The sequence below is a fragment of the Thiothrix sp. genome (assembly GCF_028714775.1).
In the GTDB taxonomy this organism is placed as follows: domain Bacteria; phylum Pseudomonadota; class Gammaproteobacteria; order Thiotrichales; family Thiotrichaceae; genus Thiothrix.
Window position 1 is genome coordinate 116,436 of record NZ_JAQTLS010000012.1, and the last position, 19,165, is coordinate 135,600.

The 19,165-nt window shown below is 53.6% G+C and carries 23 protein-coding genes; 12 read left to right on the forward strand and 11 right to left on the reverse strand.

Translation table 11 applies throughout. The features are described from left to right. The first annotated feature begins 98 nt into the window (after positions 1-98). From PHE17_RS12915 to PHE17_RS12960, 10 genes are all read left to right on the forward strand, one after another. Complete coding sequence (locus tag PHE17_RS12915) at positions 99-1,751, forward strand: CTP synthase (RefSeq protein WP_301016281.1); 1,653 nt, start codon at positions 99-101, stop codon at positions 1,749-1,751. Then, on the forward strand, positions 1,748-2,581 hold the full coding sequence (gene kdsA / locus PHE17_RS12920; protein WP_301016282.1) for a 3-deoxy-8-phosphooctulonate synthase: 834 nt from the start codon (positions 1,748-1,750) through the stop codon (positions 2,579-2,581). Before PHE17_RS12915 ends, kdsA begins: the two co-directional genes overlap by 4 nt. Before the next feature lie 18 nt (positions 2,582-2,599). Then, positions 2,600-3,880: a phosphopyruvate hydratase gene (gene eno, locus PHE17_RS12925; protein WP_301016283.1), complete on the forward strand. Its 1,281-nt coding sequence runs from the start codon at positions 2,600-2,602 to the stop codon at positions 3,878-3,880. A gap of 74 nt (positions 3,881-3,954) precedes the next feature. Next, positions 3,955-4,296 carry a septum formation initiator family protein gene (locus tag PHE17_RS12930; RefSeq protein ID WP_301016284.1) on the forward strand — a complete coding sequence of 114 codons (342 nt, stop codon included), beginning with the start codon at positions 3,955-3,957 and terminating at the stop codon, positions 4,294-4,296. Continuing rightward, on the forward strand, positions 4,286-4,996 hold the full coding sequence (gene ispD / locus PHE17_RS12935; RefSeq protein WP_301016285.1) for a 2-C-methyl-D-erythritol 4-phosphate cytidylyltransferase: 711 nt from the start codon (positions 4,286-4,288) through the stop codon (positions 4,994-4,996). Before PHE17_RS12930 ends, ispD begins: the two co-directional genes overlap by 11 nt. A 30-nt stretch (positions 4,997-5,026) precedes the next feature. Next, positions 5,027-5,380 (forward strand): arsenate reductase (glutaredoxin), encoded by a 354-nt coding sequence (gene arsC / locus PHE17_RS12940; protein ID WP_301016286.1) that lies wholly within the window; start codon positions 5,027-5,029, stop codon positions 5,378-5,380. Beyond that, positions 5,377-5,964, forward strand: a complete 588-nt coding sequence (wrbA, locus tag PHE17_RS12945; RefSeq protein ID WP_301016287.1) for an NAD(P)H:quinone oxidoreductase — start codon at positions 5,377-5,379, stop codon at positions 5,962-5,964. The genes arsC and wrbA overlap by 4 nt, the downstream gene beginning before the upstream one ends. Next, complete coding sequence (locus PHE17_RS12950; protein WP_301016288.1) at positions 5,961-6,308, forward strand: DUF2069 domain-containing protein; 348 nt, start codon at positions 5,961-5,963, stop codon at positions 6,306-6,308. Before wrbA ends, PHE17_RS12950 begins: the two co-directional genes overlap by 4 nt. Beyond that, on the forward strand, positions 6,308-6,787 hold the full coding sequence (ispF, locus tag PHE17_RS12955; RefSeq protein WP_301016304.1) for a 2-C-methyl-D-erythritol 2,4-cyclodiphosphate synthase: 480 nt from the start codon (positions 6,308-6,310) through the stop codon (positions 6,785-6,787). The genes PHE17_RS12950 and ispF overlap by 1 nt, the downstream gene beginning before the upstream one ends. After that, positions 6,780-7,073 (forward strand): 4a-hydroxytetrahydrobiopterin dehydratase, encoded by a 294-nt coding sequence (locus PHE17_RS12960; protein WP_301016289.1) that lies wholly within the window; start codon positions 6,780-6,782, stop codon positions 7,071-7,073. Before ispF ends, PHE17_RS12960 begins: the two co-directional genes overlap by 8 nt. Here the strand turns inward: PHE17_RS12960 and gluQRS are convergent. The 9 genes from gluQRS to PHE17_RS13005 form a co-directional block, all read right to left on the reverse strand. Next, positions 7,045-7,902, reverse strand: coding sequence for a tRNA glutamyl-Q(34) synthetase GluQRS (gene gluQRS, locus PHE17_RS12965; RefSeq protein ID WP_301016290.1), 858 nt, complete (start codon positions 7,900-7,902; stop codon positions 7,045-7,047). The two genes, PHE17_RS12960 and gluQRS, sit on opposite strands and share 29 nt — an antisense overlap. Positions 7,903-7,905: 3 nt before the next feature. Further along, positions 7,906-8,361 carry an RNA polymerase-binding protein DksA gene (gene dksA / locus PHE17_RS12970; protein ID WP_301016291.1) on the reverse strand — a complete coding sequence of 152 codons (456 nt, stop codon included), beginning with the start codon at positions 8,359-8,361 and terminating at the stop codon, positions 7,906-7,908. 147 nt (positions 8,362-8,508) lie between these two features. Next, positions 8,509-9,300, reverse strand: coding sequence for a zinc-ribbon and DUF3426 domain-containing protein (locus tag PHE17_RS12975; RefSeq protein WP_301016292.1), 792 nt, complete (start codon positions 9,298-9,300; stop codon positions 8,509-8,511). Between the two features lie 111 nt (positions 9,301-9,411). Continuing rightward, complete coding sequence (prmA, locus tag PHE17_RS12980) at positions 9,412-10,293, reverse strand: 50S ribosomal protein L11 methyltransferase (RefSeq protein WP_301016293.1); 882 nt, start codon at positions 10,291-10,293, stop codon at positions 9,412-9,414. Next, entirely contained in the window at positions 10,290-11,633 is a 1,344-nt protein-coding gene (gene accC / locus PHE17_RS12985) for an acetyl-CoA carboxylase biotin carboxylase subunit (protein WP_301016294.1), read from the reverse strand. The genes prmA and accC overlap by 4 nt, the downstream gene beginning before the upstream one ends. Before the next feature lie 37 nt (positions 11,634-11,670). Further along, a complete protein-coding gene (accB, locus tag PHE17_RS12990) occupies positions 11,671-12,135 on the reverse strand; it encodes an acetyl-CoA carboxylase biotin carboxyl carrier protein (RefSeq protein ID WP_363320112.1) in 465 nt (154 codons plus the stop codon). After that, a complete protein-coding gene (gene aroQ, locus PHE17_RS12995) occupies positions 12,132-12,593 on the reverse strand; it encodes a type II 3-dehydroquinate dehydratase (protein WP_301016295.1) in 462 nt (153 codons plus the stop codon). The genes accB and aroQ overlap by 4 nt, the downstream gene beginning before the upstream one ends. A gap of 110 nt (positions 12,594-12,703) precedes the next feature. Next, positions 12,704-14,215, reverse strand: coding sequence for a helicase HerA-like domain-containing protein (locus PHE17_RS13000; protein WP_301016296.1), 1,512 nt, complete (start codon positions 14,213-14,215; stop codon positions 12,704-12,706). A gap of 67 nt (positions 14,216-14,282) precedes the next feature. Further along, positions 14,283-15,197: a peptidoglycan-binding domain-containing protein gene (locus PHE17_RS13005; RefSeq protein WP_301016297.1), complete on the reverse strand. Its 915-nt coding sequence runs from the start codon at positions 15,195-15,197 to the stop codon at positions 14,283-14,285. 103 nt (positions 15,198-15,300) lie between these two features. Between PHE17_RS13005 and holA the strand changes: the two genes are divergently transcribed. Next, a complete protein-coding gene (gene holA, locus PHE17_RS13010) occupies positions 15,301-16,338 on the forward strand; it encodes a DNA polymerase III subunit delta (RefSeq protein WP_301016298.1) in 1,038 nt (345 codons plus the stop codon). A 19-nt stretch (positions 16,339-16,357) separates the two neighbouring features. On the opposite strand, the gene PHE17_RS13015 is transcribed toward holA, so the two are convergent. Both PHE17_RS13015 and PHE17_RS13020 read right to left on the reverse strand, forming a co-directional pair. After that, positions 16,358-16,768 carry a hypothetical protein gene (locus tag PHE17_RS13015; protein ID WP_301016299.1) on the reverse strand — a complete coding sequence of 137 codons (411 nt, stop codon included), beginning with the start codon at positions 16,766-16,768 and terminating at the stop codon, positions 16,358-16,360. A 64-nt stretch (positions 16,769-16,832) separates the two neighbouring features. Next, positions 16,833-18,626, reverse strand: coding sequence for an ABC transporter ATP-binding protein (locus PHE17_RS13020; RefSeq protein WP_301016300.1), 1,794 nt, complete (start codon positions 18,624-18,626; stop codon positions 16,833-16,835). Between the two features lie 133 nt (positions 18,627-18,759). On the opposite strand from PHE17_RS13020, the gene PHE17_RS13025 reads away from it, so the two are divergent. Then, positions 18,760-19,050 carry an AAA family ATPase gene (locus PHE17_RS13025; RefSeq protein ID WP_301016301.1) on the forward strand — a complete coding sequence of 97 codons (291 nt, stop codon included), beginning with the start codon at positions 18,760-18,762 and terminating at the stop codon, positions 19,048-19,050. Positions 19,051-19,165 lie beyond the last annotated feature (115 nt).

Sequence of the window (19,165 nt, forward strand, 5' to 3'; positions counted from 1 at the left end):
ATCTTGCCTGCCGTTGCATTCCTTGCTTTGAGCAATCTGCCGTCTGTGATAGGATGCGCCCGCATAATGTGATACACACGGGTGCATATTTTTCCTCTATGGCACGATATATTTTTATTACTGGCGGTGTGGTTTCCTCTTTGGGGAAGGGCATCGCTGCTGCGTCTTTAGGCGCAATCCTCGAAGCGCGTGGCCTCAAGGTCACGATGATGAAACTTGACCCTTACATCAACGTCGACCCCGGCACGATGAGCCCCTTCCAGCATGGCGAAGTATTCGTCACGGAAGATGGCGCAGAAACCGACCTCGATTTAGGGCACTACGAACGTTTCGTGGGTTTCAAGGCTTCCCGCCTCAACAATTTCACCACCGGACGGATTTACGAAAACGTTATCCGCAAGGAACGCCGTGGCGAATATCTGGGCGCGACCGTACAGGTCATCCCGCATATTACTGATGAGATCAAGCGCTGCGTGCGTGCCGGAGCCGGTGACGCTGATATTGCGATGGTGGAAGTTGGCGGTACGGTCGGCGACATCGAAGCCATGCCTTTCATGGAAGCGATCCGCCAAATGGCAGTGGAAGAAGGGCGCAGCAATGCCTTGTTCGTCCACCTGACCTTGTTGCCGTATGTGGCAGCAGCGGGTGAGCTGAAAACCAAACCTACCCAGCATTCCGTCAAGGAGTTGCGTTCCATCGGTATCCAGCCGGACATCCTGTTGTGCCGTAGTGAACGCCCGCTGCCTGAAAATGAGCGCCGCAAGATTTCCCTGTTCACCAATGTGGAAGAACGCGCGGTCATTTCGGCGGTGGATGTTGACAATATCTACAAAATCCCACTGTGGTTACACGCGCAGAAACTCGACCGCATCGTGGCAGAAAAGCTCGGCCTGACCGATTTGCCGGAAGCAGATTTGAGCGACTGGAAAAATGTCGTCAGCGCGATGGAATTCCCCGAAGCGGAAATTACTGTGGCAATGGTGGGCAAATACGTCGACCTAACCGAATCCTACAAGTCCTTGAACGAAGCCTTGACCCACGCGGGCATCCAAACCCATACCAAGGTCAAAATCCGTTACATCGACTCGGAAGCGTTTGAATCTACCGATGAAGATGCTTTGCGGGCGTTAGATGATGTGGACGCAATCCTCGTGCCGGGCGGTTTCGGCAAGCGCGGTGTGGAAGGCAAAATCCGTGCGGTGCAATACGCCCGTGAACGCAAAGTGCCTTACCTTGGCATTTGCTTGGGGATGCAAGTCGCAGTCATCGAATTCGCCCGTCATTGCGCAGGCTTGGAAGCAGCACACAGCACCGAATTTGCGCAAGATACCCCGAATCCGGTGATCGGCCTGATTACCGAATGGCAAACCGAAGACGGCAAGATTGAACGCCGTTCGGAAGATTCCGATTTGGGTGGAACCATGCGTCTGGGTGGGCAACCGTGCGTGCTGGAAGCAGGCTCCTTAGCGCGGGAAACTTACGGTGCAGAACAAATTGTCGAGCGCCATCGCCACCGTTACGAATTCAACAACCGTTACCGCGATGTTTTAAGCCAGAACGGGTTGATCCTGTCCGGCAAGTCCATTGACGGTAATCTGGTGGAAATGGTCGAATTGAAGGATCACCCGTGGTTCCTCGCTTGCCAATTCCACCCAGAATTTACTTCGCGCCCACGCCAAGGGCATCCGCTGTTTAGCGGGTTTGTGCGTGCAGGCCGTACTTTTCATGAACAAAAAGGTAAGCGTGCATGAAACTGTGCGGATTTGAAGTTGGCCTTGAGCAGCCGTTTTTCCTGATTTCTGGCCCTTGCGCCATTGAAACCGAAAAATTGGCACTGGAAACAGCGGCGAAGTTGAAGGAAGTCACTAACAAGTTGGGGATTCCATTCATCTATAAATCGTCTTTCGACAAGGCCAACCGTTCTTCGCACACCAGCGCACGCGGTGTGGGTTTGGAAGCCGGTTTACGCATTCTGGAAAAGGTCAAAACCGAGATTGGCGTGCCTATCCTTACCGATGTCCACGAAGATACGCCGATGGATGAAGTCGCCAGCGTGGTGGATGTCTTGCAAACCCCTGCATTCTTGTGCCGCCAGACCAATTTCATCCAGATGGTGGCGCGTACCGGCAAGCCGGTAAACATTAAAAAAGGCCAATTCCTAGCGCCGTGGGATATGACCAATGTCGTTGAAAAGGCGCGTGCCACAGGTAATGGGCAAATTATGGTGTGCGAACGTGGTTACACCTTCGGCTACAACAATCTTGTCTCAGATATGCGTAGCCTTGCCATCATGCGCGAAACGGGCTGCCCGATCGTGTTTGATGCTACCCACTCGGTACAGTTACCGGGCGGGCAGGGCAGTTGTTCCGGCGGGCAACGCGAGCATGTGCCAGTACTGGCGCGGGCAGCGGTTGCAGCGGGCATCGCCGGGTTGTTTATGGAATCACACCCCGATCCAGCAAATGCGCTGAGTGACGGGCCAAACTCTTGGCCGCTGGATCGGATGGAAGCATTACTGGAAACGCTGGTAGCACTTGACCGCGTGGTTAAGGCCCAAACGTTACTGGAAACTACATTGTAATTATTGGGAAATAGAAAAATGTCTGAAATTAAATCAGTAAAAGCGCGGGAAATCATTGATTCCCGTGGCAACCCAACCGTAGAAGCGGATGTCATCCTGAGCAATGGCGTAATGGGGCGTGCGGCAGTACCTTCCGGTGCTTCCACTGGCTCACGTGAAGCCATCGAATTGCGTGACGGTGGCTCACGTTACTTGGGCAAAGGCGTACAAACGGCTGTGGCTAACGTTAATGGCGAAATCGCCAAAGCCATTGCGGGCATGGATGTTACCGACCAAGGCGGCATCGACCGCGCTATGATTGCGCTAGATGGCACTGAAAACAAAGCCCGTCTGGGTGCAAACGCGCTGTTGGCAGTGTCAATGGCGACGGCACACGCTGCTGCTAACGACCAAGGCTTACCACTGTACCAATACCTCGGCAAAGCCGATTCCTACAAACTGCCTGTGCCGATGATGAACATCATCAACGGTGGCGCACACGCTGACAACAGTGTGGACATGCAGGAATTCATGATCCTGCCCGTTACTGCACCAACCATGGCTGAGTCAATCCGCTACGGCGCAGAAGTCTTCCACAGCCTCAAATCCGTGCTGAAAAAGCGTGGTCTGAATACGGCTGTCGGCGATGAAGGTGGTTTTGCACCTGACCTGTCTTCCAACGAACAGGCGATTGAAGTCATTCTGGAAGCCATCGACAAGGCGGGTTTTAAAGTCGGTCAAGACATCTGGCTGGGTCTGGACGTTGCCAGCTCTGAATTCTACAAAGACGGCAAATACGTGCTGGAATCCGAAGGCAAGAGCTTCAGCGCTGAACAATTCACCTCTTACCTCGAAAACTGGGTAAACCAATACCCTATCCTGACCATCGAAGATGCAATGGCAGAAGGCGATTGGGCAGGTTGGGCGCATTTGACCAAAGTACTGGGCAACCGCGTGCAATTGGTTGGTGATGACCTGTTCGTGACCAACACCAAAATTTTGCAGGAAGGCATCGACAAGGGCATTGCCAACTCCATCCTGATCAAAGTGAACCAAATTGGTACGCTGACTGAAACGCTGGAAGCCATCAACATGGCGCACAAAGCGGGTTACACCACTGTCATGTCACACCGCTCTGGCGAAACAGAAGATTCCACCATTGCCGATTTGGCGGTTGCAACTAACGCTTGCCAGATCAAGACAGGTTCACTGTCACGTTCCGACCGTATTGCCAAGTACAACCAGTTGCTGCGTATCGCGGAAATGCTGGGTGACAAAGGCGTTTATGCCGGGAAATCAGCATTCAAGCAACTTGCCTGATACACAGTCGGGTAACTTTTGCTATCCTCTAGGGCGGGCTTGTTCCCGCCCTATTTTTTGCTGAAATACCTATCATGAGCATGACACGCATATTATTTTGGATTCTGGGTCTAATGGTGTTGGGGCTGTTTATCCGCCTGTGGGCAGGACAGGGCAGTTACCCGGACATCTGGCATTTGCAAGAGCAGATTGATGACCAGAATGCATCCAATGACAAACAAGCTGAAATCAACCGCAAGCTGGCACAAGATGTTGCCGCGCTGAAAAAGGACGATACGGCGGTCGAAGAGCACGCCCGTAGCGAATTCGGCATGACTAAAGACGGGGAGACTTTTTATCAGGTCATCCTGAAATCCGATCCTCAAGCGCCGACCAATGTCCCACCGCCTCCGAAGGAAGCACCGCGTGTCGAATAACACGGTGTGGGTTGTGATTCCGGCAGCGGGTGTTGGGGCGCGGATGCAGGCCGACCGCCCGAAGCAATACTTGCCTTTGGTTGGTCGTACCGTTATTGAACACACGCTGGCGTGTTTTAGCGGACATCCTGCCGTTGCTGGGATTGTGGTTGCCATCAGTGACGGCGACCCGTATTGGCCTGCGCTCGCGGTTACTGCCCATACTGCACCGGGAGGCAAAGAACGCGCCGATTCCGTCCTGAATGCGCTGGACTATCTGGTGACTACCTTAAACGTAACTGCCGATACGTGGGTATTGGTGCATGACGCTGCCCGCCCGTGTCTCAGTCGCACTGATCTGGATAAATTGCTGGCAGTGCGGGATGCACAAGGTGAATCCGGGGCAATACTGGCAGTGCCAGTGCGCGACACCATGAAACGTGCCGAAACCAATTCAGCGCGTATTTCCCACACCGAAGACCGCAATGGCTTATGGCACGCACTGACGCCGCAAATGGCACGCTTGGGTGTGCTGCGTGCAGCCTTGACCGATGCCCTGTGTAAAGGGGCGAGCGTCACGGACGAGGCTTCTGCGCTAGAATTTGCCGGTTTGCATCCCTTGCTGGTGGAAGGTGATGCCCGTAACATCAAAATTACCCGCCCCGCTGACCTTGCGTTGGCAGAATTTTTCCTGCTTGCAGATAAGCAGCCATCCCGCTAGATTGCACGGCATACCATCAGGAGTCCCAACATGACCGATAGCGTAACGGTTTACCACAACCCGCGTTGTTCCAAATCCCGCCAGACACTGGGGTTGCTGGAAGGCGAAGGCGTTAACCCCACCATCATCAACTATCTGGAAACCCCGCCGGATGCGGCTACCCTAACGCACTTGCTCAATATGCTCGGCCTTGAACCCCGCGAATTGATGCGCAAGGGTGAGGCAGAATACACCGACTTGAACCTTGCTAATCCTGAATTGAGTCGCGAACAACTGATCCAAGCAATGGTGGCAAACCCGCGCTTGATTGAGCGCCCGATTGTGGTTGCCAATGGCAAAGCCATGATTGGTCGCCCACCCGCAAAGGTGTTGGAAATCCTATGAAAAATGTCCTGATCCTGTATTACAGCCGCCACGGCTCTACCGCAAAAATGGCGCAACAGCTTGCCCGTGGGGTAGAAAGTGTTGCTGGCACAGAAGCGGTATTGCGCACCGTGCCAGAAGTTTCCGAAGTCTGCGAAGCGGTTGCAGAAAATATCCCGGTTAGTGGTGCACCTTACGTGACGCTAGACGACCTGAAAAGTTGTAACGCTTTGGCGCTCGGTAGCCCCGGACGTTTCGGCAATATGGCAGCTCCACTGAAATATTTCCTCGAAAAGACCAGCAGCTTGTGGTTATCCGGTACATTAACAGGCAAGCCTGCGGGGGTGTTTACTTCCACTTCCAGCTTGCATGGCGGGCAGGAATCTACTTTGCTGTCGATGATGTTGCCCTTGTTGCATCACGGGATGCTCATTTCTGGTCTGCCTTACGCGGAAGCCGACTTGATTAGCACCCAAAGCGGCGGCACACCTTACGGCCCTACGCACGTATCGGGCAGCGACAGTTCCCGCCCGCTGACCGATGAAGAAAAACGCCTGTGTTTTGCCTTGGGCAAACGTTTGGCACAATTGGCGCATAAACTATGAACAAACTCGCTTTGTGGCGTAACCTGACACTGGTAGGTCTATTGGGACTGATCGGCGTCATTATTTTGTGGAATGTTTGGTTAACCCCGGTGCAGTCTGTGCCGTTGTGGTTGGAGTTGTTGCTGTTACTCCCCCCCTTATTGCTGCTGGTGCGTGGTATTTTTCAGGGCAACGCCAAAACCCATGTCCATGCGGTATTGGTGTCCTTGCTTTACCTGACACTGGGGATATGGGTTGCGATTGGCCCGCAAGAGCGCATGTACGGTTACGCCCTGATTATGCTCAGCGTTTGTCTGTATGCGGGTGGTTTCATGAGCGCGAAAGTCTTGGGGAAAAAAGCATGATGCGTGTTGGTCACGGCTACGACGTACATGCTTTCACCACGGGCGACCATATCGTGCTGGGCGGGGTCAGTATCCCGCACACCCATGCTTTCAAAGCGCATTCCGACGGTGATGTGTTGCTGCACGCGATCTGCGATGCGTTGTTGGGTGCGCTCGCGCTGGGTGATATTGGGCAACATTTTCCCGATACCGCCGCCGAGTATGAAAATATCGACAGCCGCATCCTGCTGCGCCATGTTTACGGTTTGGTTAAGGCCAAAGGCTATGCTATTGGCAATCTCGACAGTACTATCGTTGCCCAAGTGCCGAAAATGGCTCCTCACATCGTTGCCATGCGCGAAAATCTTGCGCGTGACCTTGAATGCGATATTGGGCAGATTAACGTCAAAGCCACCACTACCGAAAAACTGGGATTTGCCGGGCGCAAAGAAGGCATTGCCGCCCATGCTGTTGTTTTGTTAGGAAAATCGAATGACTGAGAAACTCGAAGGCGAAGAACTTGCAGATGCCATTGCACTGGCAGCAGGCTGGACATTCAAAGACGGAAAATTACACCGCGTCTTTGTATTTGCTGATTTCGTCGAAGCTTTTGGCTTCATGGCGCAAGTTGCACTGGTGGCAGAACGCATGAACCATCACCCGGAATGGTGCAATGTCTACAAGACGGTTGCCATCAGCCTCAGTACCCATGATGCGGGTGGAGTGACGTACAAGGATACCGACCTTGCACAAGCCATCAACCGGCTGGCGGGATTTGTGGCGTAACGGATGCCATGTTCCAATGCGCTATCGCCCAATCCCAGAATGCGTTGAGCGTGTCAAGGTCGCTTGCGTCCGGGCAGGTTTGCCCCAGAAAGCGCAGGGCAGCAACCAAGGTATCCAAACGTTTTTCTGTGCTGACAGCGGGGGCAAGGTTTTGCTTGCTCAGCTTTTGTCCTTGCTGATCAATCACTAGCGGTACGTGTGCATAGCTGGGTTGTGGAAATCCCAGAAGCTGTTGCAAATAGAGATGCCGGGGGGTGTTGTCCAGCAAATCTGCCCCGCGCACGATCTGGTTTACGCCCTGAAAAGCATCATCCACCACTACTGCAAGTTGGTAGGCAAAGATGCCATCCGCCCGCAGGATAACAAAATCCCCCAACACACTTTCCAGTCGTTGGCAATATTTCCCGTATATTTGGTCGGTAAAACAGATGGGTTGGTCGTGGGTGCGTAAGCGGATGGAATGTTGCTGCGCTGGATTTGATAATGGTTTGTCGCGGCAGGTTCCAGGATAACACGCCCCAAAACGTTTACGCGAGCAGGTGCAAGGATAGGTATTTGGTTTGAGGTTAGCCAGTGCTTCTTGGTAGGCAGGGAGGCGTTGGCTTTGGTAAAGGATGTCGCCATCCCACACAAAACCGAAATCGGCGAGAGTTTGAATAATAGTGTCGGCAGCGCCAGTTTGTTCGCGCGGTTTGTCGAGGTCTTCAATGCGGAGTAGCCATTCTCCCCCGGCTCGGCGTGCCGCCAGATAACTGGCGGTTGCCGCCACCAGCGAGCCAAAATGCAATGGCCCGGTGGGGGAGGGTGCAAATCTACCAATGGTTGGCAAGGCTTAGTAGGCCATTTGCTTTTCTTTGATTTCCTGAGTGGTTTTGCAGTCGATGCACAATTCGGCAGTCGGGCGTACTTCCAGCCGTTGCAAACCGATTTCGATCCCACACGCATCGCAGAAGCCGTAGTCATCGGCATCAAGGCGGGCAATGGTTTTTTCGATCTTGCGGATCAGTTTACGTTCGCGGTCACGGGCGCGGAGTTCAAGGGCGAACTCTTCTTCCTGTGTGGCGCGGTCAGCGGGGTCGGAAAAGTTAGTCGCGTCTTCCTTCATGTGGTCAACCGTGCGGTCAACCTCTTCCATCAGGGATTGTTTCCAAGCCATTAGGATATTGCGGAAATGTCCTAACTGCTTTTCGTTCATGTATTCTTCACCCTGTTCAGGGATGTAAGGTTCGATACCTTCAACTGGTAACGCTGACTTCCGTGTCATGTAGGTTACATTGTCAGTTGCCATTTTTGTCTCCAACAAGCTAAATGATCAAGACAGGTTTGTGGCTTAAAAAACGCCATGTCTTGCGGTTGAGTAAGGCGATAATGGCCGCAAAATTGCGCGGCAAATTATAGCCTAAGTATGTGCAGTAAACACGTTATTTTGTATTTTTCACATGAAGCGGAACTGAAAGCGCACGGCTTCTTGCCCCGGATCAGAGATATTTAGTACTAATTCGTCAGGAATGCCAGTTTGCATCAACTCGCCATTAAAGTCTTTTATATATTCTTCTGGCGTAAAGCGGCGCAAGGCAACAACATTATTTTCCTTATCCAGAAAACTGATCTCGATCAGCGGGTAAGGCTGTGTAAAAACGGCCTCATTCTGGATGGAAACACTGATGGTCAGGATGCCGGGAGTATTCGGGTGGGAATACACGTTGCGGCTCAGCAAGTTTATTTTGCTGACATCACGTGGCAAACGGATTTCACAGCCTACCGCCTGACAAGCCTGACGGGTGAAGTTTGCTGTCATGGGTTGCTGTGCCAGCCAGTTACGGCTGCTGTAGAGAACTTGCAACAAGAGCAGCAAGACTAATGCCGCAATACCAATCGACAAAAAGGCACGTGAGCTAAAAAATTTATGGGCTTTTTTAAACGGGAGCGTCACCTGTTTTTCTGGTTTAGTGGTTGCAGGTTTTGCTTCTTTCTTGCTGAAAAAACCGTTTTGGAATGCCGGAGGCAGTGGGGTGGGTGCAGGTGCGGCAGAATTTTCAGGCAATTCCACAGCAGCCACATTCCCCATCTGGGCAAAACGGCGCTCTTCAGGCAGCGTAGTGCTCAGTGTTTTCATGGCGTCAAAGATCGTATCGCATTCCCCACAACGCAATAGTCCCTGCGCGGCAGTCAGCTCTTTCATCGTGACGCGAAAAATTGCTTTGCAGTGGTTGCACTGTGTATACATGACTCCAAGCCATCAGGGGTAATCGCCTCATTTTAGTCGTTATAATTCAGGAATTCATACCTGAATACGTATAAAATAGCAGCAAACCGTCGTGTGGGCGAAAAATATAGACTAACGGCAGGTTCCTGCCACCCTGATCCAGTCATCTTTCTGGGTAATGGCAAAGTCAGTTAATGCATTTTTATAAGCATTTTCGATAGATTCCGCCTGCGTTGCCAAAATTCCTGACAAAACTAACTTACCACCGGGGCGCAAAGCAGCCAGCAAAACAGGCGAAAGCTCGACTAAAGGACCTGCCAGAATGTTCGCCATGACAATATCATACGTTCGGCTAGGTAGGTGTTCTGGGTAACAGGTGTGCAATTGTGATGGGTTAATGCTGTTACGTTCGGCATTGTCGAGTGTGGCTTGTAAGGCTTGAGGGTCAATGTCGGTAGCAACTGCGTCGTTTGCCCCCAATTTCAGGGCGGCAATTGCCAAGATGCCCGAACCACAACCGTAATCCAGCACATCCATGCCGCTCAAGTCTTCACCATCGAGCCATTCAAGGCAGAGTGCCGTGGTGGGGTGTGTGCCTGTGCCGAATGCCAAGCCGGGGTCAAGCAAGAGCTTTACCGTGCCATCATCCGGGGCTTCATGCCAACTGGGGTAAATCCACAAGCGCTCACCGAAACACATGGGTTGGAAGCTGTCCATCCACGCACGTTCCCACGGCTGGTCTTCCACGGTTTCGTGCTGTAGGGCATGGATATTCCACTCGGCCTTGTGGCTTTCGAGGGTCAGCAGCAGCGGGGCAAGGTCTGTAGTTTCTTCGTACAGCGCGGTGATGGTGAGGTTATCCCACAGGCGCATTTCACCGGGCTTCGGCTCTAGGATGGGGTCATCCTCGGTATCCTGCCAAGTGATGGAAACCGCACCAGCGGCCTCCATCGTGTCCACAATCGTGTCTTGAAGGCCAGAGGTGGTCTGGCAGACGATTTGTTGCCAACTCATTTCAGGCCAAGCATCTTTTCGAGGTAGTGGATGTCAGCACCGCCCGCACGGAATGCCGGGTCAGCCATGATGCGGATTTGCAAAGGGATGTTGGTTTTGATGCCTTCAATCGCCATTTCGCTGAGTGCGCCTTGCATCCGGTTGATCGCCGTTTCGCGGTTTTCACCGTGTACGATCAGCTTGCCGATCATGGAATCGTAGTAAGGCGGTACGGTGTAATCCGCGTAGATGTGCGAATCGACCCGAACCCCTAGGCCGCCGGGTGCATGGTAGCGGGTAATTTTGCCCGGTGACGGTGCAAAAGTTTCCGGGTTTTCAGCGTTGATGCGGCATTCAATGGCGTGACCGTGCGGTTTGATGTCTTCTTGGCGTAAGGCCAAAACTTCGCCGGAGGCAATCAGCAATTGCTGCTTGACCAAATCGACGCCCGTAATCAGTTCCGTGACCGGGTGTTCGACCTGCAAACGGGTGTTCATTTCGATGAAATAGAACTCGCCATTTTCGTAGAGGAATTCAAACGTACCCGCGCCCCGGTAGCCGATCCGGCGGCAAGCATCCGCAACGATTTTACCGATATGGCTGCGCTGTTCTTCGGTAATGAAGGGGGCAGGGGCTTCTTCCACGACTTTTTGGTTGCGGCGTTGCATGGAGCAATCGCGTTCGCACAGGTGGATAGCATTGCCGTGGGAGTCCGCCAGCACTTGTAACTCGATATGGCGTGGGTGTTGCAGGAATTTTTCCATGAACACCACGTCATTACCAAACGCAGCCTTGGCTTCGGCACGGGTCAGAGTGACTGCGGCAACCAGCTCTTCGGCTTGGTTAACAACACGCATCCCGCGTCCGCCGCCGCCGCCTGTGGCTTTAACGATCAGTGGGTAGCCAATGCGTGCGCCCATTTTCAGGATTTCTTCTGGGTCTTCAGGGGTTCCGCCTTCTGAGCCGGGAACGCAGGGGACACCCGCCGCAATCATGGCATCTTTGGCAGAAATCTTGTCACCCATCAGGCGGATAGTTTCAGCGCGTGGGCCAATGAAAACGAAGCCGCTTGATTCAACCCGTTCGGCGAAGTCAGCGTTTTCTGACAGAAAGCCGTAGCCGGGGTGGATAGCGTCCGCGCCGGTGACTTCTGCCGCGCTGATAATGGCAGGAATGTTCAGGTAGCTGTCGATGGAGCGCGGTGGCCCAATACAGACAGACTCGTCTGCTAAGCGCACGTGTTTCAGGTCGCGGTCAGCAGTGGAATGTACCGCAACGGTTTTGATCCCCAGTTCGCGGCAGCCACGCAAAATGCGCAGGGCAATTTCGCCCCGGTTTGCGATCAGTACTTTTTTCAGCATTTCATCACCTCAAGGGTGTTAACCAACCCAAACCTTGTTATTCGACAATGAACAGCGGTTGCCCGAATTCAACAGGCTGCTCATTTTCAACCAGTATGGCTTTAACCACGCCAGACTTGTCAGACTGGATTTGGTTGAGCATTTTCATGGCTTCGATGATGCACAAGGTATCGCCAACTTTGACTGATTGCCCAACTTCAGCAAACGCTTTGGATCCGGGTGAAGATGCACGGTAGAACGTGCCAACCATCGGCGACTCGACAACGTGGCCTGATGGGGTGCTGGCGGCAACTGGGGCTTCGGCTACAGGTGCGGCGCTGGCGACTGGAGCATGTGCTGCGGGTGGCGCGTAGAAATGTTGTGGTGCGGGTGCAGACATGACCATGCCAGTATTGACGCGGCTGATGCGGACGGAATCTTCGCCCTCTTTGATTTCGATTTCAGCAACATCGCTGTCTTCCAGTAACTGGATGAGTTTTTGTATTTTACGGACGTCCATCATGGAGTAGTGCCCTTGTCATGTTTGTTGAGTTTCTGTATGGCGGCATACAGCGCAAGTTCATAGCCCAATGCACCTAGCCCTACAATCACACCTTCCGCTATATCGGAGAAATAAGAGTGATGGCGGAAGGCTTCGCGGCGGTGCACATTGGACAAGTGTATTTCAATAAAGGGGATCGCGACGCCCAGCAGGGCATCCCGCATGGCAATACTGGTATGGGTATAAGCACCTGGGTTGATCAGGATGAAATCTACCCTTTCATCCATTGCTTGATGGATGCGGTCTACCAATGCGCCTTCGGTATTGTTTTGGTAGCACAACAGTGTATGTTGTTGTGCTTTAGCCAACCCTGTTAGGTTGTTTTCAATCTCAGTCAGGCTCAAACTGCCGTAGTGTCCGGGTTCACGCTTCCCCAGCAGGTTCAGGTTTGGCCCATTAAGCAAGAGAAACGTTGCCATCAGCAATTCGCCTTTCGTCGCGGATACCCATGAAATTACCGCATTCTACACCGAACTGCGTCGATATGCAGCAATTCGGCGTGAAAATCGCGAATATAGCTATTGCTTGCTTAACGCCCTTTGAACAGTGAACCTAGCAGGCCACGCACAATTTGTGTCCCGAGCCTACGCCCAACGCTGGAAGTGGCAGCACGCACGGCGTTTTTGAGCACGGTTTCACCAATACTGCCGAGCATACTTTCTTGTTCACGCGCTGGAGCCGTTTCACGTTCGGAGTAACGGCGGACTGATTTGCGTTCCACTTCGGCGGCTTCTTGGGTGGCAGCTTCAGCAGCGGCTTCGGCGGTACGCTTTTGCAGCAATTCGTAAGCCGATTCGCGGTCAACCATTTTGTCGTAACGGCCTGCAAACGGGCTGGTACGGATCGCATCCGCGCGTTCGGCATCGGTAATCGGGCCAATGCGGGATTGCGGCGGGCGGATCATGGTGCGTTGTACGATCGTGGGGATGCCTTTATCTTCCAGCACGGAAACCAGCGCTTCACCAACACCCATTTGCATGATGGTTTCGGCGGTGTCGAGGTTAGGGTTTTGGCGGAAGGTGTCAGCAGCGGTACGTACCGCTTTTTGGTCACGCGGGGTAAAGGCGCGTAAGGCATGTTGGATACGGTTGCCGAGTTGCCCCAATACCGCTTCCGGCACGTCCAGCGGGTTTTGGGTAATGAAATAGATGCCCACGCCTTTGGAGCGGATCAGTTTGACCACTTGCTCAACTTTATCGACCAGTGCTTTCGGTGCGTCATCAAACAGCAAATGCGCTTCGTCGAAGAAGAACACCAGCCGGGGCTTATCCATATCGCCGACTTCCGGCAGATTTTCAAACAACTCGGACAGCAGCCACAACAGGAACGTGGCATACAGGCGCGGGGTATTGATCAGTTTGTCAGCCGCAAGGATATTGACGTTGCCGAAGCCACCCGTGCCGGTGCGCATGAAATCCCACAAGTCCAGCGCCGGTTCGCCGAAGAAGCTTTCCGCTCCTTGTTGTTCCAGCACCAGCAATTGGCGTTGGATTGCACCGATGGAGGCGGAACTGACATTGCCGTAAGCGCCTTGGAATTCCTTGGCGTTTTCGCTCATGTACTGGAGGACGGAGCGCAGGTCTTTCATGTCCAGCAGTAACATGCCCTTGTCGTCGGCATATTTGAAGGCAATGTTAAGTACGCCTTCTTGCGTGTCATTCAGGTCGAGTAGGCGGGCAAGCAGCAGCGGCCCCATGTCAGAAACAGTGGCACGTACCGGATGCCCACGTTCGCCGGATAAATCCCAGATGACAGTGGGGTAGCCTTCAAAACGGAAATCGTCGATACCGATTTTAGCGACCCGCTCATCCACCTTGGGATTCGGGTTGCCGGGCTTACTAATACCCGTCAGGTCGCCCTTGATGTCCGCCATGAATACCGGCACACCAATGCGCGAGAAACCTTCCGCCAGCACTTGCAGGGAAATGGTTTTACCTGTCCCGGTTGCCCCGGCGATCAGGCCGTGACGGTTAGCAAAGCGCGGGTTTAGAAAAACTTTTTCTTCGCCTTTACCGATCAGGATTCCGCTTTGGTCTGACATGAGTACTCCTATGTTTCTGACTGTTTTTCTTTAGTGCGTGAGTGTAGCAGGAAATAACCTTAAGTCTCTATTGGAGCTTAAGTTTTTGCAGGGTTTCCAGCGTGATAGCCCCGGATGCCAAGTGGTTGTCTTCTTGGAAACGGGTAACTGCGGCGCGGGTTTTGTCTGACAGTTTGCCGTCTGGAATGCCCTCGTAGTAGCCCTGCTGTTGCAGGCGCTGTTGTAACAGCAGGATTTCAGCGCTATCGACAGCTTCTTCGCACAGTGCAGGCATTTTCAGGAAACGTTCCGGCTGGACTTTGCGGCTGACCGGGATGCTTTGTGCCTGTTCTTCGCCGGGGGTAGCGATAACTTTGACGGGCTGTTCAACGCGGGTCAATTTGATGGTTTCGTAAACTGCGGGGATTTCTTTGCGGATCACTTGCGCAGGTTCGACCAATACTTTGCGGGTCACGGTTTGGGTTTTGCCGGGAATGATTTTCTTCACGGTGCGGGCTGGGGTTTCCACGATTTCGCGGGTCACTTCTTGGTATTCAGCCGGGACTTCCAGCAGGCAGGAAGGCGGGATAGCGCTGGCATCTTCTGCTTGTACGGGCGGGCAAGCGGGGTTCCAGCGTTGGGTCTCTTCTTTGGTTTTGACGCGCTTGGTTTCAGTGCGGTAAGTGGCGGGCAGGTTTTCGACTTCCACCCGTTCGCGCTCGACTTCGATGGTTTCGGTGACTTCCCCGAATTTCGCCGGAATAATTTCATATTCCACGTAAGCGTCAGCCACTTTCACGCTGCGTTCGCCGTAGCCGAGTTGCACGGGTGTGGTGGCAAACGTGGGGCTGGCTTCGTGGGTAACAACTTTTTCGGTCGCTGGCTGGAATGTAGCAGGAGCCATCACTTGGGGGTAGCAAACATTGTCAGCCGCGATGACTGTATTGCCGATGGCAAGGGCGTGTAGTAGTGTGACCGCAATCAGGGTGTGGGTGGTTTTCATCAGTTTATCGTATCCGGTTTATCTCGCTGGCTGATTCTAAACAAAAACACTGTAAAAAACCCTGATATGTTACATTTTCGTTTTCTATTTTCAGACGGGTGTCATGCAAGTCCGCGCCGAACAAATTGAAGAGCATCTCCGCCATACCCTCGCGCCAGTTTACCTGATCAGCGGGGACGAACCCCTGCAAGTAATGGAAACCGCCGATGCGATCCGCAAGGCTGCCGCACAGCGGGGTTTTAGTGAGCGCGACGTGCTCAGTGTCGATGCGCAATTTGATTGGGGCGTGCTGTACGATGCGGCGGGTTCGCTTTCACTGTTTTCCGATAAAAAGCTGTTGGATGTGCGGATGCAGACCTGTAAAGCAGGGCAATCGGGTACGAAAGCCTTGCAGCATTACCTTGAATACATGCCTTCTGACAAAATTCTGCTGCTCCAAACGGGCAGGTTAGACAAAGCCTGTAAGAGTGCTGCGTGGGTAAAAAAAGTCGAACAAGTCGGCGTGTCGGTGCAAGTGTGGGATTTGTCGCCCGCGCAAACGATGGCGTGGATCGCTAAGCGGATGCGTTCAGCGGGGTTGCAGCCAGACAATGAAGCCGTGCGTTACCTGACCGAGCGGGTCGAAGGCAACTTGTTGGCGGCAGTGCAGGAAATCGGCAAATTGGCACTGCTGTTTGGTAGTCGCCCGATTACGGCAGAAAATATCATGGCGGTGGTGGCGGACAGTTCCCGTTTCACCGTGTTCGACCTGACCGATGCGATCTTGTCGCAGGATGTCCGCCGTATCAGCCACATGATGAAAATCTTGCAGGAAGAAGATACCGCGACACCGCTGCTGGTGTGGGCGCTTGCCGACTTGCTGCGCCAGCTTTACGCCGGGTGCGAGCATGTACGCAATAACACCTCGATCCAGCCCCTTTTGATGCGGATGCCGAAACCACGCCAAGCCCAGTTCCAAACTGCTCTGCGGCGCATGATGACGGCAGATTGGCAACCACTGTTTTCCCATGCTGCACGGTTGGATCGGCACAGCAAAGGGGTAGGGCAGGATGCTTCCCGCCACCCGCAACGTTTGTGGGATGAAATGTTGGAACTGGCACTACTGTTGGCGGGAAAAGCGTTACCCGTGCACGGTTTATAACAGCGCAAACTTTACGGCGCTATTCCACGATCAGTCCGTGGCTGGAATACCAAGCTTTGTCGATTTCCCACTGCACGTCTTTAATGTCCGGCTGTGCCTTGACCAATTTTGCGGATTTTTCCTGTATGTGAGCCAATTGCTTTTGCGCGGTAATCATTTCTGCACTGTCGGGGTTGTTGGTATCCAGTTTCGGGAAAGCAATGTTGAAAAACTGCAAGACCGAAACCTGAGGCGAACGCGGGCTACTCAGGGTGACAACACCATTGTCCACTTTCAGCACATGGACGTGGTAGGGGTAAGCGGCAAGTTCCTGATCAGCGCTCAGCGTCGCGTTCAGGTGGTTAAGCACGGGGTCTTGCTTGATAAACCACAGGCCGACGAGACCGAGGAACACGAGCAGAACGATTAAGCCTTGCTGTTTATTGGACATGGGTGGGAATCCTTAGGTAAAAGAGCGTTGTAGCCTGTTTTGGATGAGGGCGCTATGAAAAAACTCAAGCGCTACCCTCTGGCACATCGCGTTCGCCAGTTTGCAGACGCCACAAGGCAGCATACGTGCCATTGCGTTGCAGCAGGGCATCATGCGTGCCGGATTCGCTAATACGCCCGTGTTCCAGTACATGGATGCAATGCGCGTGACGCACGGTTGAGAGGCGATGCGCAATGATCAGGCTGGTGCGCCCGACCACCAGCCGGTCAAGGGAGCGCTGGATGGCGGCTTCGGTTTCATTGTCCACGGCGGAAGTGGCTTCATCCAGTATCAGGATCGGCGGATTCTTGAGGATGGCGCGTGCCAGTGCCAAGCGTTGGCGTTGCCCGCCGGACAGTTTCATGCCGCGTTCGCCGACTTGAGTATCGTAGCCTTGTGGTAATTGGCTGATGAACTCGTGTGCTTCGGCGGCTTTGGCTGCTGCGATGACTGCATCACGAGGGGTATCGCGGCTGCCATAGGCAATGTTTTCCGCCACGCTGGCATCGGCGAGGAAGGTATCCTGCGCAACATAGCCGATGGTGCGGCGCAAATCCTGCAACTGAATCGCCGCAATCGCTTGCCCGTCGAGCTGGATGCTGCCTTGTTGCGGGTCGTGGAAGCGTAGCAGTAACTTGATCAGGGTGCTCTTGCCACCGCCAGTGCTGCCGACAAAAGCCACCGTTTCACCGGCTGCAATTTTCAGGTTCAGGTCGCTGATGGCGGCTTGGTTTTGGCCGGGGTAGGTGAAGCTCACGCCGGTAATGGCTAATTCGCCTTTCACCGTGCTGGTTTCCAGCGCTGTACCGGCGTAGCTGATTTCCACCGGGGTATCGAGCAAGTCCAGCACGCGCTGGATGGAAGCCATCGAACGTTGATACAGGTCGGTCATGTCCGCCAGCCGGGTCAGCGGCCATAACAGGCGCTGGGTTAGGTAGACCAGCACCGAGTAACTGCCCACACCAATTTCACCATTCAGCGCCATGAAGCCGCCGTACAACAGGGTGACGGTGAACCCAGCCAGAATCGCCATGCGGATGACTGGGGTAATCGCCGATGACCAGCGGATCGCTTCAGCATTGCGGTTGCGGTAATGGTCGGAACCTTGCCGAATTTGTTCTGCCTCGAAATCTTCCGCCGTGTAAGCCTTGACAGTGGCAATGCCGCTCAGGTTGTTGTTGAGGCGGGTAGCCAGCGCCCCGGCAGCTTCGCGCATGGCGGTATAGCGCGGCGCGAGGCGTTTCTGGAACCAGAATGCGCCATACAAAATGAACGGAATCGGTAACAGGGCGAGCGCTGCCAGACTGCTGGTGAGGGCGAAGAATACCCCGCTAACCATCAAGGTGCCGACGAATACCTGAATCAGGTCGTTTGCGCCGCCATTGAGGAAACGTTCCATCTGGTTGATGTCTTCGTTGAGCACCGACAGCAGATTGCCGCTGCGGTTGCGTTCAAACCACGCCATGTCGAGTTGCTGGACGTGGCGGTAGGCATCCATGCGCAAGTCGTGTTGCAGGTTTTGCGCCAGATTGCGCCACTTGAGGTTGTACAGGTACTCGAATAGCGATTCGGCAATCCACACAATCGCGGTGAGGATTGCCAGTGCCACGATCTGCTGCTTGGGGTCGGCAATGCCTAGCTTGGCGACGAAGGAATCCTGCTTGTTGACCACCACATCGACCGCTACCCCGATCAGCACTTCCGGCAATACGTCGAAGAATTTGTTGAGGATGGAGTAGATCGACGCCCTGATTACGTCGGGGCGGTATTGGCGGGCGTAGGTGAATAGGCGTTGTAGGGGGTGGACGGGGTTGTCCATGCGGGGGTTCCTTTGGGTGATTAGGAGGAAGAGTTTAACATAAGGTAAGGAAGAGTCCGTCTGATTGGCGGTTAAGACAGATTTTCTAGTACACTCGGCTGATTACTACTACCCATCACACAAAGGCTGATTCATGAACGAATCAATACTCAAAGGCTATCTGGATCATGTCGAAATTCGCGGTTTTCGCAGTCTCAAGGATGTTTCGGTTGACCTGTCGCCGCTGACAGTGCTGATCGGTGCAAATGGTGCGGGTAAATCCAACTTCATCAAGTTCTTTGAGATGATGCGTTGGCTGATGGATGGGCGCAGCTTGAGAGAGTGGGTACTGCGGGAAAGTGGCGCAGATGACAACCTGTTCATGGGCAAAGACACCACGGATAGCGTGACTTGCCAACTGAGTTTGACTATAGGGAACCTCTAAAAACCCAGTGAGGTTCAGGCAAATGTGGGAAAATCCACCTGAAGCAACAACCCCGCCACCCGCCATGAAACAGAAAAGTGCCGTCAAAACCAGCCTGTTTGCCGCCGAAGAGCGC

What these genes read in the sequence shown, in the direction of transcription:
- wrbA (WP_301016287.1), top strand. Translation starts at nt 5,377, where the DNA reads ATGAAAAATGTCCTGATCCTGTATTACAGCCGCCACGGCTCTACCGCA.
- PHE17_RS13020 (WP_301016300.1), bottom strand. Translation starts at nt 18,626, where the DNA reads ATGGACAACCCCGTCCACCCCCTACAACGCCTATTCACCTACGCCCGC.
- PHE17_RS12930 (WP_301016284.1), top strand. Translation starts at nt 3,955, where the DNA reads ATGAGCATGACACGCATATTATTTTGGATTCTGGGTCTAATGGTGTTG.
- kdsA (WP_301016282.1), top strand. Translation starts at nt 1,748, where the DNA reads ATGAAACTGTGCGGATTTGAAGTTGGCCTTGAGCAGCCGTTTTTCCTG.
- PHE17_RS12950 (WP_301016288.1), top strand. Translation starts at nt 5,961, where the DNA reads ATGAACAAACTCGCTTTGTGGCGTAACCTGACACTGGTAGGTCTATTG.
- PHE17_RS12975 (WP_301016292.1), bottom strand. Translation starts at nt 9,300, where the DNA reads ATGTATACACAGTGCAACCACTGCAAAGCAATTTTTCGCGTCACGATG.
- aroQ (WP_301016295.1), bottom strand. Translation starts at nt 12,593, where the DNA reads ATGGCAACGTTTCTCTTGCTTAATGGGCCAAACCTGAACCTGCTGGGG.
- eno (WP_301016283.1), top strand. Translation starts at nt 2,600, where the DNA reads ATGTCTGAAATTAAATCAGTAAAAGCGCGGGAAATCATTGATTCCCGT.
- prmA (WP_301016293.1), bottom strand. Translation starts at nt 10,293, where the DNA reads ATGAGTTGGCAACAAATCGTCTGCCAGACCACCTCTGGCCTTCAAGAC.
- PHE17_RS12960 (WP_301016289.1), top strand. Translation starts at nt 6,780, where the DNA reads ATGACTGAGAAACTCGAAGGCGAAGAACTTGCAGATGCCATTGCACTG.
- PHE17_RS13015 (WP_301016299.1), bottom strand. Translation starts at nt 16,768, where the DNA reads ATGTCCAATAAACAGCAAGGCTTAATCGTTCTGCTCGTGTTCCTCGGT.
- accB (WP_363320112.1), bottom strand. Translation starts at nt 12,135, where the DNA reads ATGATGGACGTCCGTAAAATACAAAAACTCATCCAGTTACTGGAAGAC.
- holA (WP_301016298.1), top strand. Translation starts at nt 15,301, where the DNA reads ATGCAAGTCCGCGCCGAACAAATTGAAGAGCATCTCCGCCATACCCTC.
- dksA (WP_301016291.1), bottom strand. Translation starts at nt 8,361, where the DNA reads ATGGCAACTGACAATGTAACCTACATGACACGGAAGTCAGCGTTACCA.
- PHE17_RS13000 (WP_301016296.1), bottom strand. Translation starts at nt 14,215, where the DNA reads ATGTCAGACCAAAGCGGAATCCTGATCGGTAAAGGCGAAGAAAAAGTT.
- ispF (WP_301016304.1), top strand. Translation starts at nt 6,308, where the DNA reads ATGCGTGTTGGTCACGGCTACGACGTACATGCTTTCACCACGGGCGAC.
- arsC (WP_301016286.1), top strand. Translation starts at nt 5,027, where the DNA reads ATGACCGATAGCGTAACGGTTTACCACAACCCGCGTTGTTCCAAATCC.
- PHE17_RS13005 (WP_301016297.1), bottom strand. Translation starts at nt 15,197, where the DNA reads ATGAAAACCACCCACACCCTGATTGCGGTCACACTACTACACGCCCTT.
- PHE17_RS13025 (WP_301016301.1), top strand. Translation starts at nt 18,760, where the DNA reads ATGAACGAATCAATACTCAAAGGCTATCTGGATCATGTCGAAATTCGC.
- PHE17_RS12915 (WP_301016281.1), top strand. Translation starts at nt 99, where the DNA reads ATGGCACGATATATTTTTATTACTGGCGGTGTGGTTTCCTCTTTGGGG.
- accC (WP_301016294.1), bottom strand. Translation starts at nt 11,633, where the DNA reads ATGCTGAAAAAAGTACTGATCGCAAACCGGGGCGAAATTGCCCTGCGC.